Origin of the sequence: Micromonospora sp. NPDC049257 (assembly GCF_040678915.1) — a bacterium.
Lineage (GTDB): Bacteria > Actinomycetota > Actinomycetes > Mycobacteriales > Micromonosporaceae > Micromonospora > Micromonospora antibiotica.
In genome coordinates this window covers 653,946-668,794 of the sequence record NZ_JBFAQU010000001.1, presented here as the reverse complement: position 1 = coordinate 668,794, position 14,849 = coordinate 653,946, and the positions used below count along the sequence as shown (strand labels likewise).

16 protein-coding genes are annotated in these 14,849 nt (G+C 74.0%); 14 read left to right on the top strand and 2 right to left on the bottom strand.

Translation table 11 applies throughout. The features are described 5' to 3' along the window. The first annotated feature begins 42 nt into the window (after positions 1-42). Positions 43-528 (top strand): hypothetical protein, encoded by a 486-nt coding sequence (locus AB0K25_RS03010; RefSeq protein ID WP_219465623.1) that lies wholly within the window; start codon positions 43-45, stop codon positions 526-528. Here the strand turns inward: AB0K25_RS03010 and AB0K25_RS03005 are convergent. Further along, complete coding sequence (locus AB0K25_RS03005; RefSeq protein WP_363818287.1) at positions 493-2,838, bottom strand: glycosyl hydrolase family 65 protein; 2,346 nt, start codon at positions 2,836-2,838, stop codon at positions 493-495. The genes AB0K25_RS03010 and AB0K25_RS03005 overlap by 36 nt on opposite strands. Before the next feature lie 173 nt (positions 2,839-3,011). Here AB0K25_RS03005 and AB0K25_RS03000 point away from each other — a divergent pair, with 173 nt between their 5' ends. Next, positions 3,012-3,662, top strand: a complete 651-nt coding sequence (locus AB0K25_RS03000) for a phosphatase PAP2 family protein (protein WP_357532869.1) — start codon at positions 3,012-3,014, stop codon at positions 3,660-3,662. A 23-nt stretch (positions 3,663-3,685) separates the two neighbouring features. Here the strand turns inward: AB0K25_RS03000 and AB0K25_RS02995 are convergent, their stop codons facing one another. After that, a complete protein-coding gene (locus AB0K25_RS02995; protein ID WP_308291123.1) occupies positions 3,686-4,414 on the bottom strand; it encodes an A24 family peptidase in 729 nt (242 codons plus the stop codon). A gap of 545 nt (positions 4,415-4,959) precedes the next feature. On the opposite strand from AB0K25_RS02995, the gene AB0K25_RS02990 reads away from it, so the two are divergent. The 12 genes from AB0K25_RS02990 to AB0K25_RS02935 all read left to right on the top strand — a co-directional run bounded on the left by AB0K25_RS02990 (position 4,960) and on the right by AB0K25_RS02935 (position 14,506). Next, the gene (locus tag AB0K25_RS02990; protein WP_208565387.1) at positions 4,960-5,523 is read left to right on the top strand and encodes a hypothetical protein; all 564 of its coding nucleotides are present in this window, start codon (positions 4,960-4,962) and stop codon (positions 5,521-5,523) included. Then, on the top strand, positions 5,517-6,437 hold the full coding sequence (locus AB0K25_RS02985) for a hypothetical protein (protein ID WP_363818031.1): 921 nt from the start codon (positions 5,517-5,519) through the stop codon (positions 6,435-6,437). Before AB0K25_RS02990 ends, AB0K25_RS02985 begins: the two co-directional genes overlap by 7 nt. A 52-nt stretch (positions 6,438-6,489) precedes the next feature. After that, positions 6,490-7,140, top strand: a complete 651-nt coding sequence (locus tag AB0K25_RS02980) for an SAF domain-containing protein (protein ID WP_219465618.1) — start codon at positions 6,490-6,492, stop codon at positions 7,138-7,140. Between the two features lie 2 nt (positions 7,141-7,142). After that, the gene (locus AB0K25_RS02975; protein WP_219465617.1) at positions 7,143-7,946 is read left to right on the top strand and encodes a ParA family protein; all 804 of its coding nucleotides are present in this window, start codon (positions 7,143-7,145) and stop codon (positions 7,944-7,946) included. Further along, positions 7,936-9,489 (top strand): CpaF/VirB11 family protein, encoded by a 1,554-nt coding sequence (locus AB0K25_RS02970; protein ID WP_219465616.1) that lies wholly within the window; start codon positions 7,936-7,938, stop codon positions 9,487-9,489. Before AB0K25_RS02975 ends, AB0K25_RS02970 begins: the two co-directional genes overlap by 11 nt. Beyond that, the gene (locus AB0K25_RS02965) at positions 9,486-10,385 is read left to right on the top strand and encodes a type II secretion system F family protein (RefSeq protein ID WP_219465615.1); all 900 of its coding nucleotides are present in this window, start codon (positions 9,486-9,488) and stop codon (positions 10,383-10,385) included. The genes AB0K25_RS02970 and AB0K25_RS02965 overlap by 4 nt, the downstream gene beginning before the upstream one ends. After that, positions 10,385-11,245: a type II secretion system F family protein gene (locus AB0K25_RS02960; protein ID WP_219470556.1), complete on the top strand. Its 861-nt coding sequence runs from the start codon at positions 10,385-10,387 to the stop codon at positions 11,243-11,245. Before AB0K25_RS02965 ends, AB0K25_RS02960 begins: the two co-directional genes overlap by 1 nt. Before the next feature lie 28 nt (positions 11,246-11,273). Then, positions 11,274-11,465 (top strand): hypothetical protein, encoded by a 192-nt coding sequence (locus AB0K25_RS02955; RefSeq protein WP_208565381.1) that lies wholly within the window; start codon positions 11,274-11,276, stop codon positions 11,463-11,465. After that, positions 11,462-11,983 carry a TadE family protein gene (locus tag AB0K25_RS02950; RefSeq protein ID WP_363818025.1) on the top strand — a complete coding sequence of 174 codons (522 nt, stop codon included), beginning with the start codon at positions 11,462-11,464 and terminating at the stop codon, positions 11,981-11,983. Before AB0K25_RS02955 ends, AB0K25_RS02950 begins: the two co-directional genes overlap by 4 nt. Before the next feature lie 176 nt (positions 11,984-12,159). Then, positions 12,160-12,636, top strand: a complete 477-nt coding sequence (locus tag AB0K25_RS02945) for a TadE/TadG family type IV pilus assembly protein (protein ID WP_219470552.1) — start codon at positions 12,160-12,162, stop codon at positions 12,634-12,636. 53 nt (positions 12,637-12,689) lie between these two features. Then, positions 12,690-13,064 (top strand): hypothetical protein, encoded by a 375-nt coding sequence (locus AB0K25_RS02940; protein ID WP_244251708.1) that lies wholly within the window; start codon positions 12,690-12,692, stop codon positions 13,062-13,064. Positions 13,065-13,195: 131 nt separating this feature from the next. Beyond that, complete coding sequence (locus AB0K25_RS02935) at positions 13,196-14,506, top strand: LysM peptidoglycan-binding domain-containing protein (protein WP_219465613.1); 1,311 nt, start codon at positions 13,196-13,198, stop codon at positions 14,504-14,506. Positions 14,507-14,849 lie beyond the last annotated feature (343 nt).

Sequence of the window (14,849 nt, the reverse complement as noted above, 5' to 3'; positions counted from 1 at the left end):
CCGGTATGACGGTGACACCGACTGACGGCGAGGAGGCATCCGATGAACACTGACCGGGAGACCGTGGAGGTGGACCCGGCCCTGTTCCGGGCCGTGTACGACTCACCCGCCTCGCTGCCGGGGCGGCACCGCTGGACCACCCCGGAACACGACGTACGCCGGTTGGAGAAGCTGCTCGGGATGCCGGCGCAGAGCATCGGCGCACCCCTGTGGGTCAGCGGCGACGAACCGGACTGCCCCAAGTGCGGACGCCGGACCACCTGGCTGGACATCGTCGCCTCGGCCCTCAAGGGGGTGCACGACCCGCTGATGATCGCCACGGTGATCCTCGGTGACCGCCGCTACGTCAACACCGAGGTCCCGGACGCGATCGCCGGGGTGCACTGCCTCGACTGCCACACCCCGATCACCGGCCTGCGCAGCTTCAAGTGCCACAACTGGGCGTACGCCTTCGAGGAGCTGGCGGTGGTGCGGGAGCGGATGCGGGGCGGGTCAGGCCCGGCGGGCGGGCCGCCGGCCGTGCGGTGACGGCGGTTCCGGCCCCGGGTCGGGCACCTGCGGCAGGGGCCGGGTGACCGCCGCCGCGCCGGTGACCGTCACGGGCTCCCCGGCGTGCCGCAGGTCGACCGTCGTCTCCGGGTCGGCGTCGGGCAGCTCGTAGCGGGCCCCGTCGCGGGTCAGGGTGACCCGCAGCCGGTGCCCGTGCCAGCGCAGGTGGAAGGCGAGCCGGTCGATCCGGGCCGGCAGCCGGGGGTCGAACGAGAGCACCCCGGTGTCGTCGCGCAACCCGCCGAAGCCCTCCACCACCGCCGTCCACGCCCCGGCCAGGGCCGCCAGGTGCAGCCCGTCGCCGGTCTTGTCGCCGAGGTCGGCGAGGTCGTGCAGGGCCGCCTCGGCGAACAGGTCGTACGCCAGGTCGAGGTGACCCAGTTCGGCGGCGAGCACCGCCTGGGAGCCGGCGGACAGCGACGAGTCGCGGACGGTGCGGGCCTGGTAGTAGGCGAAGTTGCGGGCCTTCTCCTCGGCGGTGAACTCCCCCGGGAAGCGTTGCATGGCCAGCACCAGGTCGGCCTGCTTGACCACCTGCCGCCGGTACAGCTCCAGGTAGGGGTAGTGCAGCAGCAGCGGGTAGTCGTCGTCGGTCATCGCCGCGAAGTCCCACTCGGGTTGCCCGGTGAAGCCCGCCGCCTGCTGGTGTACGCCGCGCTTGTGGTCGTAGGGCAGGTGCACCGCGTCGGCGGCGGCCCGCCAGCCGGCGATCTCCGCCGGGTCGCCACCGAGGGCGGTGGCCCGCTCCGGGTGCCGTCCGGCGGCGTCGGCGGCGCCCCGCAGGTTGCGCCGGACCATCAGGTTGGTGAAGACGTTGTCGTCGACCAGGGCGGCGTACTCGTCGGGGCCGGTGATCCCGGTGACGTGGAACGCGCCGTCGTCGGACCAGTGGCCGTAGCCGGCCCACAGCCGGGCCGTCTCCACCAGCAGTTCCAGCCCGGTGTCGGCGAGGAACTCCTGGTCCCCGGTGACCGTGACGTAGCGCAGCACCGCGTCGGCGATGTCGGCGTTGACGTGCAGGGCGGCGGTGCCGGCCGGCCAGTAGCCCGAGCACTCCCGGCCGCCGATGGTGCGCCACGGGAAGGTGGCCCCGGTGAGCCGCAGCTCGGCGGCCCGGTCCCGGGCCTGCGGCAGGTGGTCGTGCCGCCAGCGCAGCGCACCCCGGGCCACCCCGGGCAGCAGGTACGTCAGCACCGGCAGCACGTAGCTCTCGGTGTCCCACAGCACGTGCCCGTCGTAGCCGTTGCCGGTGAGTCCCTTCGCCGCGATGGTCCGGTCGCCGTCGGCCCGGCCCGCCTGGAGCAGGTGGAACACGGAGAACCGGACGGCCTGCTGGAGTTCCGGGTCGCCGTCGATCTCCACGTCGGCGGTGCGCCACCGCTCGTCGAGGGTGGCCCGCTGGTCGGCCAGGAGCGCGTCGAACCCGTGCCGGTGGGCGGCGTCGGCCTCGGCGGTGACCAGGTCGGCCAGCTCGTCGGGGGTGCCGCCGTCGACCGGGGTGCACTCGTACGCGGCGTACTTGGTCAGTCGGAGCCGCTGCCCGGGGGCGAGCCGACCTTCGAGGGTCGTGCGCAGCCGGTCCGGGGTGTGGTCGTCGCCGTCGGTGAACCCCGCCGGCACGTCCGTCGCGTGGGTCACCGCGACGGCGACCCGTTGGGCGCTGCGGTCGGTGCGGTGCACCAGCACGCCCCGGTGGCCGTCGGGGCGGTGCAGCTCGGCGTCGAGCGGGTCGGGCACGATCGAGGCGGCCCGGGGGTCGTCGGCCCGTTCGGGCACCCGCTCGTTGGCGAGCACGTCCGAGCAGACCCGGATCTCGACCGGCCGGTCGTCGAGCGGTTCGACCTGGTAGTCGACGGCGGCGACGGCGTGCCGGGGCAGGGAGACCAGCCGGGTGCTGCGGACCCGCACCCCGTGCCCGGCCGGTGAGATCCACTCGGTGTGTCGGCGTACCACGCCGGCGCGCAGGTCGAGGGTGCGCTCGTGGGCGCGGACGGTTCCGGTGCGCAGGTCGAGGGGTTCGCCGGCCACCCAGAGCCGGATCAGGGCGGCGTTGGGCGCGCTGATCACGGTGTCGCTCTCCTGCGGGAAGGCGTACCCGTCCTCGGGGTAGCTCTGTCGCCGCCGCTCGTGGAGGCCGTTGAGGTAGCTGCCCGGCATGCCGTAGGGCTGGCCCTCGTCGAGGGTGCCCCGCCAGCCCACCCAGCCGTTGGACAGGGCGAAGACCGACTCGGTCTCGCTGAGTCGGTCCAGGTCGGTGGCGGTCCGCCGGATCTGCCAGGTCTCGTCCATCTGCACGGTGGGGAGGTACCCGGCGGCGGTGGGCGGCCAATCGCGGGGGCGCTGTGAACTCGCTGTGACGCGGGCGGCGAACCGCCGTCGCATCCCGCAGCATGTGACGGTTCCACCGGTTTCCTCCACCTCGATGGCACTGAAAGCGGTATGACACTTTGGTGAGGTGAGTGATGGAAAAGACTTTTACCGCAGACATTCCTGACATCAGCGAGCAGTGGTACCGCGACGTCGTCGACGTGGCCGACTCCGCCCCGACCCCGGTGCAGTGGTTCGCGGTGCACTTCACCGAGGGGGTGATCCTGCTGCTCGGCCTGCTGCTGGTGGCCGTCGCCGTGTCCCGGCTGCGCCACGCCGACCCGTGGGGCCGGGCCCTGGCGCTGGTCGCGCCGGCCGCCGTCGTCCTGGCGTACGGGTGCAGCGAGGTGCTCAAGTCACTGGTGGACGAGGATCGGCCCTGTCGGGGTGCGGTGGCCATCCTGGCCGGGCAGTGCCCGCCGGTGGGCGACTGGTCGTTCCCGAGCAACCACGCCACCATCGCCGGGGCGCTGGCCACCGCAGTGCTGCTGCTGTCCCCCCGGTGGGGTCTGCTCGCCGTGCCGCTGGCCCTGCTCGCCGCGCTCTCCCGGGTGTTCGTCGGCGTGCACTACCCGCACGACGTCCTCGCCGGCCTGCTCCTCGGCGTGGCGGTGACCCTGCTGCTCGCCCCGGTGACGGCCCGCGCCGTCGCCGGGACGCTGCGCCGTCGTGGCGTCCCGGCCGGGCGGGAACCGGTCCCCACCGCCCCCGGCCCCGCCGCTGAGCGGGATCGGGCCGGCCAATGAGCGGGGTCAGCGGCCGGGTCTGCTCAGCCGGTCAGCAGGAGGGCGGCGCAGGTGCCGGCGACCAGGAACGGGCCGAAGGGTAGGTGGCTGGACCAGCCGATCCGACGACTCGCCAACAGCGCCACGCTGACCAGCGCCGACAGCAGGAACGTCAGCACCAGGCCGGTCACCAGCAGGCCCCAGCCCTGCCAACCGAGCAACGCCCCCACCCCCAGCGCCAGCTTGGCGTCGCCGAGCCCGAAGCCGCGCCGGCCGAGCAGCAGCGTGGTGGTGGCGAAGGCCAGACCGAGCGCCGCGCCGGCCGCCATCGCGCGCAGCCACGGCCCGGCACCAGCCCCGGTCAGCGCGGCCACACCGAGCAACGCCCAGGTGCCGACGGCGGCGGGCCAGGTGAGCCGGTCCGGCAGCCGGTGCACCGCCAGGTCCACCAGGACCAGCGGGATCGCCCAGCCGAGCCACCAGGCCAGCGCGGCCCGCTCGGCCAACGAACCGTCGACCAGCACCAGCACCGCCACGGCCGCCAGCAACAGCGCCTCGACCGCGAGCGGCGCCGCGCCGATCCGCCCCCGGCAGGCCGGGCAGCGGGCCACCGGCCCGAGCGCCGGCAGCGGCCGGTCCAGCCCGATCGGTGCGCCGCAGCCGTCGCACCCGGCCCGGTCCACCACCCCCGGGGGTACGGCGTACCGGGCGACCGCGAGCCGCAGGACCGGTACGACCGCCAGGACCCCTGCCAGCCGCCGCAGAAAAAACACGGAGGGTGACTTCCCGTCCGGGCCGACGTAACGGTCCGGTATCAGCTCGTCGGCGGTGGTGGAGCCCGGAACCGCCCTCACCCGTCCGGAAGGTTGGGCGGTAGTGGCCGTGACGACCGGGGAACGGATCGGACCGGCCGCCTCGACCCACCCCAAATCCCCCGGTGGCGCGGACGGTTCGACGGCCGGGCCGGGCCGGTCGACGGGCACCGGCCCTCGTTCGGCCGGCACCGGTAGCCCCGGCCGGCCCCCCTGGACATCGCCCACGTGTCGTCACTCCTGCCCATCACCGAGAGTGCGCAGTTGAATTGCCTCTGTTGCATCGGCGCACGTCAGCCTATGCTCGCCCCTTGGGTGGGACGCAACCCCGCGCAGCCGCGTCACCGCCCACACCGGACACGACGCTCCACAGTTGGCAGAAGATCCGCACAGGTAAATGCGACAGCACCCGGACATGTCCGATCGACATCATCCCGGCGTACCGCCGCATGCCCGGAGGCCGCCACGACCGCCGCCGCCGGGTGATACCGAGGAGGGGCACGGCAATGCGTACTCGGCATTCCCGCCGCTGGACCACCTGCCTGGTCGTCGCCGTGGTGGCCGGCTCCGCCGCCGGCTGCGGCGACTCACCGGAGACGACCACCGCGCCCGCACCCCGGCCCGCGAGCGACACCCGCCAGCCGACCGAGGCGGAACGGGCCGCCGAGCGGGCCGCGCTGGCGGCGTACGCCGGCTATCTCGACGCCTCCCGTGAGGCGAGCCGGGACAGCGACCCCCGCCACCCGAAGCTGACCCGGTTCCTGGCCGACCCGCTGCTCACCCGGGTCCGGGTCGCCATCGACGACACCCGCCGGCACGGCGCGGTACGCACCGGGACGCTCAAGTCCGCACCCACCGTCACCTCCGTCAGCCTGGACGGCGACCCACCGACCGTGGAGATCCAGGACTGCCTGGACGCCACCGGCTACCGGCTGGTCTATGTCAAGGACAAGCGGGTGGTGCCCGGTTCCGGCGGAAGCCGGCACCTGGCGACCGCCACCGCGACCCGCTACCCGGACGGCCGGTGGCTGATCAGCGCCGGCGCGGCACACGAGGACCAGCCATGTTGACACGGAGCACCGAACGCCTCCCCATCCGTCGGGTGCTGGCCGGCCTGCTGGTGGCCGTGCTCGCGGCCGGGTTCGCCGCACCGGCCCGGGCGCAGGCCGCCGGCCCGGGGGTGGAGTGCCCACCGGGGCAGAACGACTGCAGTGTCTGGGACGACGAGCCCGGCACCCCCGGTGATCCCGGCGGCGGCGACGGACCGGGCGGCCCGAACAGCCCCGGCGCCACCCCGAAGTGCCAGTGGAACGGCAGGCCGCTGCCCTGCTACAACCCGAACCTCGGCTGGTTCGACAACGCCAGCGGCTGCTACTACAAGGTCGCCGAGCCCCAGCGCGACGCCCCGGACGGCCAGGTGTGGTACGTCCGGACCTGCAACGGCGGGGACCTGGGCGACCAGTCGATGGTGCTGCTCGACGGGCCGCCGCCCGGGTTCGGCACCCCGCCCGACCCGGAGGAGCTGGCCCGCCGGGCGCTCGCCTCGATCAGCCTGCTGCCGCCCCGGGCCTCGGTGGCGCCCCGGCGCAGCGTCGGCCCCGGCCTGGTCGGCCTGCCGGTCTGGATGTGGGCCAGCCCCGGCCAGAACTACTTCGGCCCGCTCACCGCCCGGGCCAGCGACCGGGGGCTGACCGTCACCATCACCGCCAAGGTCCAACGAACCGTGTGGACCATGGGCAACGGCAAGAAGGTCACCTGCACCGGCCCGGGCACGCCCTACAAGACGACCGGCCCGAACGCCGGCAAGAAGTCGCCCACCTGCGGATACGACGGCTATCCCAAGGCCAACAACTACCGGGTCAGCGCCACCACCTTCTGGAACGTGCACTGGGTCGGCGGTGGCCGCAGCGGTGACATCGCGCAGACCCGCACCAGCGGCGTCGTCGAGATCCAGATCAAGGAACTCCAGGTGGTGACCCGATGAGCGCCCACCGCTCGATCTTGCGAGCCCCGCAGCCGCGAACGGAGATTGTTCAGTGAGTCTGGCCACCCGTAACAGCGGTCCGGTGGACGCGCCGGTCGCCCCACCCAAGGTGGTCCGGCAGCGCCGTACCCGGCCCGGTCTGCTCGGGCTCGCCGTGCTGCTGATCGCGTTGGGTGGACTCGGCGCGGCCTTCGCGGTCACCTCGGTCCGGGCCACCGGCAGCTACCTGGCGGTCGCCCGCCCGGTCGAGGTGGGCCGCATCCTGACCGCCGACGACCTGGTCAGTGTGCAGGTCTCCGGGGGCGCGGGGCTGTCCCCGGTGCCGGCGAAGAAGCGGGACGAGGTGGTCGGCAAGCGGGCCGCCGTGTCCCTGGTCCCCGGCTCGCTGCTCACCATGGCCCAGCTCACCGACGCCCCGCTGCTCGGCCAGGGGCAGCAGCAGATCGCGTTGGGCCTCGAACCGAGCAAGGTGCCGGCCCGCAAACTGCACCCCGGTGACAAGGTGCTGCTGGTCAGCACCCCGGACGAGGATGCCGACAACCAGCCGTCGGCCACCCGGTTCACCGCCACGGTGATCGACGCGGTCGTCCCCGAGAACGACGACGTGGTGATCTACCTGGCACTCGCCGTACGGGACGTCCCGGCGGTGGTGGTGCTGGCCGCGCAGGACCGGATCGCCCTCGTGCTGACCGAGGCGGCCTGACCATGGCCATCATCGCGCTGGTCTCGGCGAAGGGCTCACCCGGCGTCACCACCACGGCGCTGGCCTGCACCCTGAGCTGGCACCGGCGGCTGGTGCTCGCCGAGTGCGACCCGGCCGGCGGCTCGGTGCTCGCCGGCTACCTGGGCGGCGCCCTCGACGGGCCACGCGGCATCGGTGAGCTGGCCGTGGGCGAGCTGCGCGACGGCAGCCTGGAGTCGACGTTCTGGTCCCAACTGGTCGACCTGGACGCGCCGAGGCGGGAACGACTGCTGCTGCCCGGTGTGGTCGACCCGGCGCAGGCCGGCAGCGTCGCCCCGCTGTGGCAACGGTTCGCCGACTACTTCCACACCCTGGAGAAGGGCCGGCCCGGTTACGACGTGATCGTCGACTGCGGACGCCTGCAGGTCTTCGGGCCGCCGTGGCCGCTGCTGCGCGCCGCCGACGTGGTGCTGCTGGTGACCCGGGCGCAGCTGCCCGGCCTCTCCGGCACCCGGTCGATGATCCGGGCGATCGAACGGGACTTCACCAACCACCGGGTGCCCCCCGGCACGCTGCGGCTGGTGGTGGTCGGCGACGGGCACGGCACCGGCGAGATCGGCAAGGCCCTGGGGGTGCCGGTGATCGCCCGGTTGCCGCAGGACCCGCGTACCGCGCAGGCGCTCAGCTTCGGCGGCACGATCCGCGCCGGACGGCCGCTGATGCGCGCGGCGGCCGCGTTGGAGACCCCGGTGCGGGAGTTGCTGGAGCAGCGGCGGGCCCGGTTGGCCTGGCCGACCCCGGCGCAGGGGGTGCCGGATGCGGTTTGAGCCGGTCTCCCACGACCCACGCACCCCGCCGCCCGGGGTCACCTCCACCATGCCGCCGCTGGCCCCGGTGAACGGCCGGCACCACGCCACCGCCCCGGCGGCGCCACCGGCCGCCGCCCCGCCGGCACCCGCGCCGACCGCGCCACCCCGGCCGAAGGTGGACTTCGCGGTGGTCCGCGAGCTGCGCCGGGAGCTGAGCGAACGACTCACCCAGTGGCAGCGCGGCCGGGAGTTCGACGCCGACGCCGAGGAGGTCGAGCGGGCCCGGCTCGCCGTGGCCGTGGTCTCCGGCTACGCCGACGCGGTACGTCGGGCCGGCACCCCGCTCAGCGCCGACGAGGAACGGACCCTGCTCGACCAGGTGACCGCCGAGCTGGTCGGGCTGGGCCGGCTACAGACCCTGCTGGTCGACGACACCATCGAGGAGGTGCACATCCTCGGCTGCGACCAGGTGCGCATCACCCGGCACGGCGGCGGCGTCGACTGGGGTGAGCCGATCGCCGACAGCGACGACGAGCTGGTGGAGATCCTCCAAGCGGCGGCCCGCCGGGCCGGGGCCACCGAACGGTCGTTGTCCACCTCGAAGCCGACGCTTGACCTGCAACTGCCCGACGGCAGCCGGTTGGCGGCGGTGTTCCTGGTCAGCCACCGCCCCTACGCGGTGATCCGCAAGCACAACACGTTGGACGTCAGCCTCGACGACCTGGCCGGCAGCCGCCCCGACCTGGACGAGATGATCGACCCGCTGCTGCGTGACTTCCTGCGGGCGTCTATGCGGGCCGGGTTGAACATCATGGTCGCCGGGCTGGCCGGGGCCGGCAAGACCACGGTCATCCGGGCGCTGATGGACGAGATCCCGCCCGACGAACCGTACGTGCTGCTGGAGGAGAGCCGGGAACTGCTGCCGGCCCGACGCGGCGAAAAGCACCGGGCGGTGATGAGCTTCGAATCCCGGGAGGGGCACGGCGAACGTGGCCTGGACGGTCGACCGGCCGGTGAGGTGAGCATCGCCGACCTGATCCCGGTGTCGCTGCGGATGGGCGTACTGCGGATCATCGTCGGCGAGGTCCGGTCCCGGGAGATCGTGCCGATGCTCCAGGCGATGACCACCAGCCGGGGATCGATGTGCACCATCCACGCCCGTACCCCCGGCGGGGTGAGCGAGCGGATCATCGAGCTGGCGCTGGCGCACGGCCGGGAGATGACCGTCGACCAGGCCCGCCGGATGGCCGGCAACGCCCTCGACCTGATCGTCTACGTCACCGTCGAGGACGAGACCGCGATCGGCGGACGCAAGCACCGGTTCGTCTCCCACGTCGAGGAGGTGATCGGCGTCGGCGACGCCAACCGGATCACCACCACCACCGTGTTCGGGCCCGGCCCGGACGGTCGGGCCATCCCCCGCCACCTGCCGGAACGAGTCCGCGGCCAGCTGCTGCGGGTCGGCTACGACGCCCGGCTGCTGTCCCGTTTCATCGAGGCCGGGGCGGGCGCGTGGCGTCGCCCCCGGCACAGCCGCCTCGCCCCGGTGGTGCGCCGATGAGCACCATCGAACTGCTCGCCGTGGTCTCCGGGGCGGCCTGTGTCGGCGGAATGGTGCTGGCCGTGGTGGCGTTGTTCGGCACCACCAAGCCCACCCGCCCGACCCGCACCTCGACCACCGGGCTGCGTCGGCTCTGGCTCGGTTCGGGCACCAACCGGCGGGACCAGCGGGCCCACCAGATGACGCTCGGTGCGGCGGTAGTGGCGGGGGCGCTGGCGTTCCTGCTGACCGGGCTGCCGGTGGTGGGGCTGATCGTGGCGGTGGCGGTGCCGGGGGTGCCCTGGTTGTTCGCGGTGGGGCGGGCCGAGGAACGGGCCATCACCCGGATCGAGGCCGTCGGCGAGTGGACCCGCCGACTCAAGGACGTCTCCAACACCGGACAGGGCCTCCAGCAGGCGATCGTCGTCACCATCGCCACCGTCCCGGACCAGATCCAGGAGGAGGTACGGCTGCTCGCCGCCCGCCTCCAGGCCGGTTGGACGGCCCGGTCCGCCCTGCTGGCGTTCGCCGACGAGATCGGTGACCCGGTCTGCGACCAGGTGGTCGCCGCGCTGATCCTGCACCTGACCGACCGGGGGGAACGCCTCGGCGACGTCCTCGGCTCCATCGCGTCGGCCGCCTCCGCCGAGGTCGCCACCCGGCGCGAGGTGGAGGCCAAACGCACCCAGCCCCGGTTCGCGGTCCGCTTCCTCACCGGGATGACCCTGGCCGTGCTGGCGTACGGGCTGGTCAACACCGAGTACGTCCGGCCGTACGGGACGTTGTTCGGTCAGGTGCTGATGGCGGTGCTCGCGACGGCGTTCATCGCCCTGCTGGTGTGGGTGCGCGCGATGAGCCAGCCCCCACCGCCGCCCCGGTTCCTGCCCCGACCCGACCCGGCGGAGCTGGTCGCATGATGCTCAACTGGCAGCTCACCATCGCGGTGCTCGGCGGGGCCGCCATCGGACTCGGCGTGTTCCTGCTGGTCCGGGAGGCGTTGCCGGCCTCCCCGGCGCTCGGCCCGGCGCTGCGCCGACTGCACCAACCGGCGGGCACCGCCGTCGCCACCGGACATGGGCCGGACTGGCTGGGGGGCGTCGCCCGTTGGCTGCGCCCGCCGCACCGCCAGCTCGCCCTGCTCGACCAGACCCCCGAGCAGTACACCATGTCGATCCTGCTCTCCGCCCTGGTCGGGTTGGCCACCCCGACGGTGGCGGGGGCCCTGCTCTTCCTCGCCGGGGTGAGCATTCCGGTGGCCGTACCGGTGCTGGGCAGTCTGGGGTTGGCGCTGGTCTGCGCGCTGCTCGCGCACCACACGGTGCTGGCCAAGGCGGACACCGCCCGGGACGAGTTCCGCGCGGCGGTCTGCACCTACCTGGATCTGGTGGCGTTGCAGCTGTCGGCGGCGCACGGCCCGGTGCAGTCGCTGGAACGCGCGGCGGCGGTCTGCGACGGCTGGGTCTTCGCCCGCATCCGGGAGTCGCTGCGGATCGCCCAGATGCAGATGCACTCGCCCTGGGACGAGTTGCAGGCGCTGGCCGAGAAGATCGGCATCCCGGAGCTGGGTGACGTCGGGGCGATCATGCGGTCCTCCGGCAGCGAGGGCGCCCAGGTGCACGAGACGCTGCGCAGCCGCGCCGAGTCGCTCCGGGACCAGATCCGCACCGACAACCTGGCCCGCGCCGAGGGCGTCACCAGCCGGCTGGACATTCCCGGCTCGCTGCTGGTCTTCGTGCTGCTGGCCTTCGTCCTCTATCCGTTCATCGCCCGCCTCTGAGTAACCCACCTCCCCAAGGAGTCCCGCCATGCACCTCGTCACCTTCCTCTACGCGGCCACCGTGGCCCGCCTGGCCGAGCTACGCCGCGAGGCGGAGCGGGGCGACAGCCCGGTCCCGACCGCCGTGATCATCGCCGGCCTGGTGGTAGCCGGGGTCGCAGTCACCGGCATCGTCCTGACCAAGGCCACCGACTGGATGAACAGCATCGACAACCCGTGACCAGTCTCCCCCTGACCGGCTCGCGCCGGGACCGGACGGCCCCCACCGCCAGGTCCCGGTGCGCACCCCCGTGCGCGTCCACGGCCGGGCGGGACACCCCGACCGGGCTCCGCGCCGCAGGCCGGGCCGCCCACCGCAGGCTCACCGCCGGGGGTACGGACCGGGGGGCCAACCCCGTGGAGCTGGCCGTGGTGATGCCGGCGGTGCTGGTGCTGCTCTTCAGCTCCGTCCAGATCGCCGCCTGGTTCGTGGCCCGGTCGACGGCGATGCACGCCGCCCAGAGCGGGGTGAACGCGCAACGGGTCCTCGACGCGCCGGCCGGGGCGGGTGAGGCCCGCGCCAGACACTTCCTGGGTGCCGCCGGGGACTGGCTGGTCGGCGCGAAGACCACCTGCGCCGCCACCGCCACCGAGGTGACCTGCACGGTCACCGGGAAATCCCTGAGCGTCATCCCGGCCGTCCGGTTCGACATCCGGCAGACCGCCCACGGCACGGCCGAACGGTGGACCAACCCGTGACCGCCCACCCGCCCCGGCGTACCTGGCGCGAACTGCTGACCCGGCCCGCCCGACGACGTGTCCGGGGCGACCGGGCCGTGGTGCACGCCCCGCGATCCGGCAGCCCCGACGAGGTGGTCGGGTGTCACCCGGGCCACGTGTCGGTGAATCGGGCGGCGGGGCGTACCCGGGGATCGGTGTCGGCCGACCGGAGTGCGGGGCGTACCCGGGGATCGGTGTCGGTGGAGGTGGCGGTGCTGACCCCGGCGTTCCTGGCGCTGCTGATGCTGGCCGGGGTGGCCGGCCGGGTTGCCGTGGCCGACGAGGCGGTGGAGGCGGCGGCGCACGACGCCGCGCGGGCCGCCTCGATCGCCCGCGACGCCGGCACGGCGGAGAGCGCCGCCCGGACGGCCGCCCGGCGGCAGCTCGACTGGCGTGGCCTCAACTGTACGAGCGCACCCCAGGTCACGGTCTGGGGCTCGACGCGCAACTCCGACCACACCTCGGTGGGCACGGCGTTCCGGCGGCCGCTCGGCGAACCGGTGAGCATCTGGGTCCGGGTGAGCTGCACGGTCTCCTTCGCCGGCATGCGCTTCCCCGGCCTGCCGATGCGTGACCGGCGGGTCGAGGCGACCTTCGCCTCCCCCCTGGACCGTTACCGGACCCGGCAGTGACCGCGCGTCCGACCGGCGACGAGGGCCGGATCAGCCTCTTCCTCGCCGTCACCATGATCGGCGTGCTGGCGATCATCGGCGTCGCGTACGACGGCGCGGGTCAGCTGCGTACCCTGCAACGCGCCGACGACCTGGCCGCCGAGGCGGCCCGCAGCGGCGGGCAGGTGATCGACCGGGCCGCCGCGATCGAGGGCCGGCCCAAGGTGATCGACGAGCCGGGTGCCCGCGCGGCCGTCACCCAGTACCTGCGGGGCAACTCCGACGTGACCAGCCAGCAGGTCAGCTTCCCGGTGGTGGCCGGCGAGAAACAGATCCGGGTACGCGTCACCGTCGTCTACCGCCGGCACATGCTCGGCCTGATCGGCATGGACCGCACCGTCACCGTCGTCGGCGAGGCGACCGCCCGCACCCTCACCGACCGACCATGAGCCCGTCGACCTGGCGGATTCCGTCCGTTGCGCACCCAGACCGTAGGCCCGCTCACCGGGGTCCCGCACCGAGACCGTAGGCCCACCCATCCGGTGTCCCCGCACCGGCAGACCGTAGGAAGGAGGGCAGCATGGCCACACCGCGTGGTTCCACTGCCCGACGTACCGGGCAGTTGCTCACCGGCTTCGGGTCGCTGGTGGTGCTGGTGGCGTTGCTGGTCGGCGCCCCGATCGCCCTGCTCGCCTTCGCCGGCAACCCGCTGCCGGACCACCTGCCCACCCTCACCGAGGTCGGCTCCGTGCTGACCAGCCGGGACGACGGCCAGCTCTTCATCCGGGCACTGGCGCTGGTCGGCTGGTTCGGCTGGGCGACGTTCGCCTTCTCGGTGCTGGTGGAGATGGGTGCCCAGATCACCCGCCGGCAGACGCCCCGGCTGCCCGGGATGAGCCGGCAGCAGCGGGCGGCAGCAGCCCTACTGGGCTCGGTCGCCCTGATCGTCGCGGCCAGCCCGGCGGCGAGCGCGGCCGTGACGTTGGCCCAGCCGCTCCCGGCCGCCGCCGGCACCGGCGTGGCGACCACCCTGGACACCTCCCGTACCGGGCTCGGTGCCGCCCCCAGCGCCGGCCTCGGTGCCAGCGCCGGTGTCACCCACGGCGCGGTCCCCGGTTCCGGCCTCGGTCCCGTCCCCCGGACCGGCATCGAGGACGGGAAGTCGACGGCGAAGCCGATGTACCGGGTGGCCCGGGGTGACTACCTGGGAGAGGTCGCGGAACGCTACCTTGACGACTTCGACCGCTATCCCGAAGTGGCCCGGCTCAACGACCTGCGCGACGCCGACCGGATCCGGCCGGGTCAGCTCATCAAACTCCCCACCGAGGCCGACGACACCGGTGCCCGCCGGCACGCCAGCGGCCACCTGGTCCCGAACACGCCCCGCAAGCCGTCCCCGCGCCCGCCGGTCACCACGCCGGGCGGCCAGGCCGACCCGCAGCATCAGGGTGCCCCCCGTACGCCGGTCACCCCGGGCAAGCCTGCCGGGCCGGCCACCCCGAAACCGGGCAAGATCGGACCGGCCACCCCGCAGACGGCCACCCCGCAGACCGCTCAACCGCCCGCGCAGCCGCCGGCCGAGCGACCGGTCGGGGTGCCGCCGGCGATGGCCGCCGGAGCGTCCCGGGCCACCCCGGACGACGCCATCAACCGGCCACTGGCCGTGTCGGCGGTGCTGGCGGTGGCGAGCATCGTCGGCGCGCAGATCGGCGCGGTACTCGGCCTGCGCCGCCGACCCGTCCGGGTGACCGCCGGGCGCACCTCGGCCGCCCGGATCGCCGCCGCCCGCATGTCCACCAACCGCACCGCCGGCCGCACCCCGGGCCGCTCGATGGGCAGCCGCGCCTCCGCCGCCCGAGACCTGGTAACCGGCCGCCACCGCCGCGACTGACCCCGTCCCCACTCCCACCCCCTCCCCACTCCCCACCCCGTCCCGCCCCCGGCCGCCCAACCCAGCCAGCCCGCTCCAGCCGCCCCCGCCGCCCCGCCCCGCACCGCCCGCCCCGCACCGCCCGGCCCGCACCGCCCGCCCCGGTGATCAAGAGGTTTGCGTCAATTTGTAGATCAACTTTGACGCAAACCTCTTGATCAAACGACGCAAACCTCTTGATCACGCTGTGGGCGGGGCGGGGCGGGGCAAGGCGAGGTCGGGGCAAGGCGAGGTGGGGCAGGGCGGGTGGGGGCGGGGCAGGGCGGGTGGGGGCGCAGGGACGACGGGGCGGGTGGGGAGGGCG

Excerpts from the sequence above, each read along its gene's own strand:
- AB0K25_RS02970 (WP_219465616.1), top strand. The coding sequence starts at position 7,936 with ATGCGGTTTGAGCCGGTCTCCCACGACCCACGCACCCCGCCGCCCGGG.
- AB0K25_RS03000 (WP_357532869.1), top strand. The coding sequence starts at position 3,012 with ATGGAAAAGACTTTTACCGCAGACATTCCTGACATCAGCGAGCAGTGG.
- AB0K25_RS02965 (WP_219465615.1), top strand. The coding sequence starts at position 9,486 with ATGAGCACCATCGAACTGCTCGCCGTGGTCTCCGGGGCGGCCTGTGTC.
- AB0K25_RS02940 (WP_244251708.1), top strand. The coding sequence starts at position 12,690 with ATGATCGGCGTGCTGGCGATCATCGGCGTCGCGTACGACGGCGCGGGT.
- AB0K25_RS02935 (WP_219465613.1), top strand. The coding sequence starts at position 13,196 with ATGGCCACACCGCGTGGTTCCACTGCCCGACGTACCGGGCAGTTGCTC.
- AB0K25_RS02975 (WP_219465617.1), top strand. The coding sequence starts at position 7,143 with ATGGCCATCATCGCGCTGGTCTCGGCGAAGGGCTCACCCGGCGTCACC.
- AB0K25_RS02985 (WP_363818031.1), top strand. The coding sequence starts at position 5,517 with ATGTTGACACGGAGCACCGAACGCCTCCCCATCCGTCGGGTGCTGGCC.
- AB0K25_RS03005 (WP_363818287.1), bottom strand. The coding sequence starts at position 2,838 with ATGGACGAGACCTGGCAGATCCGGCGGACCGCCACCGACCTGGACCGA.
- AB0K25_RS03010 (WP_219465623.1), top strand. The coding sequence starts at position 43 with ATGAACACTGACCGGGAGACCGTGGAGGTGGACCCGGCCCTGTTCCGG.
- AB0K25_RS02955 (WP_208565381.1), top strand. The coding sequence starts at position 11,274 with ATGCACCTCGTCACCTTCCTCTACGCGGCCACCGTGGCCCGCCTGGCC.
- AB0K25_RS02960 (WP_219470556.1), top strand. The coding sequence starts at position 10,385 with ATGCTCAACTGGCAGCTCACCATCGCGGTGCTCGGCGGGGCCGCCATC.
- AB0K25_RS02990 (WP_208565387.1), top strand. The coding sequence starts at position 4,960 with ATGCGTACTCGGCATTCCCGCCGCTGGACCACCTGCCTGGTCGTCGCC.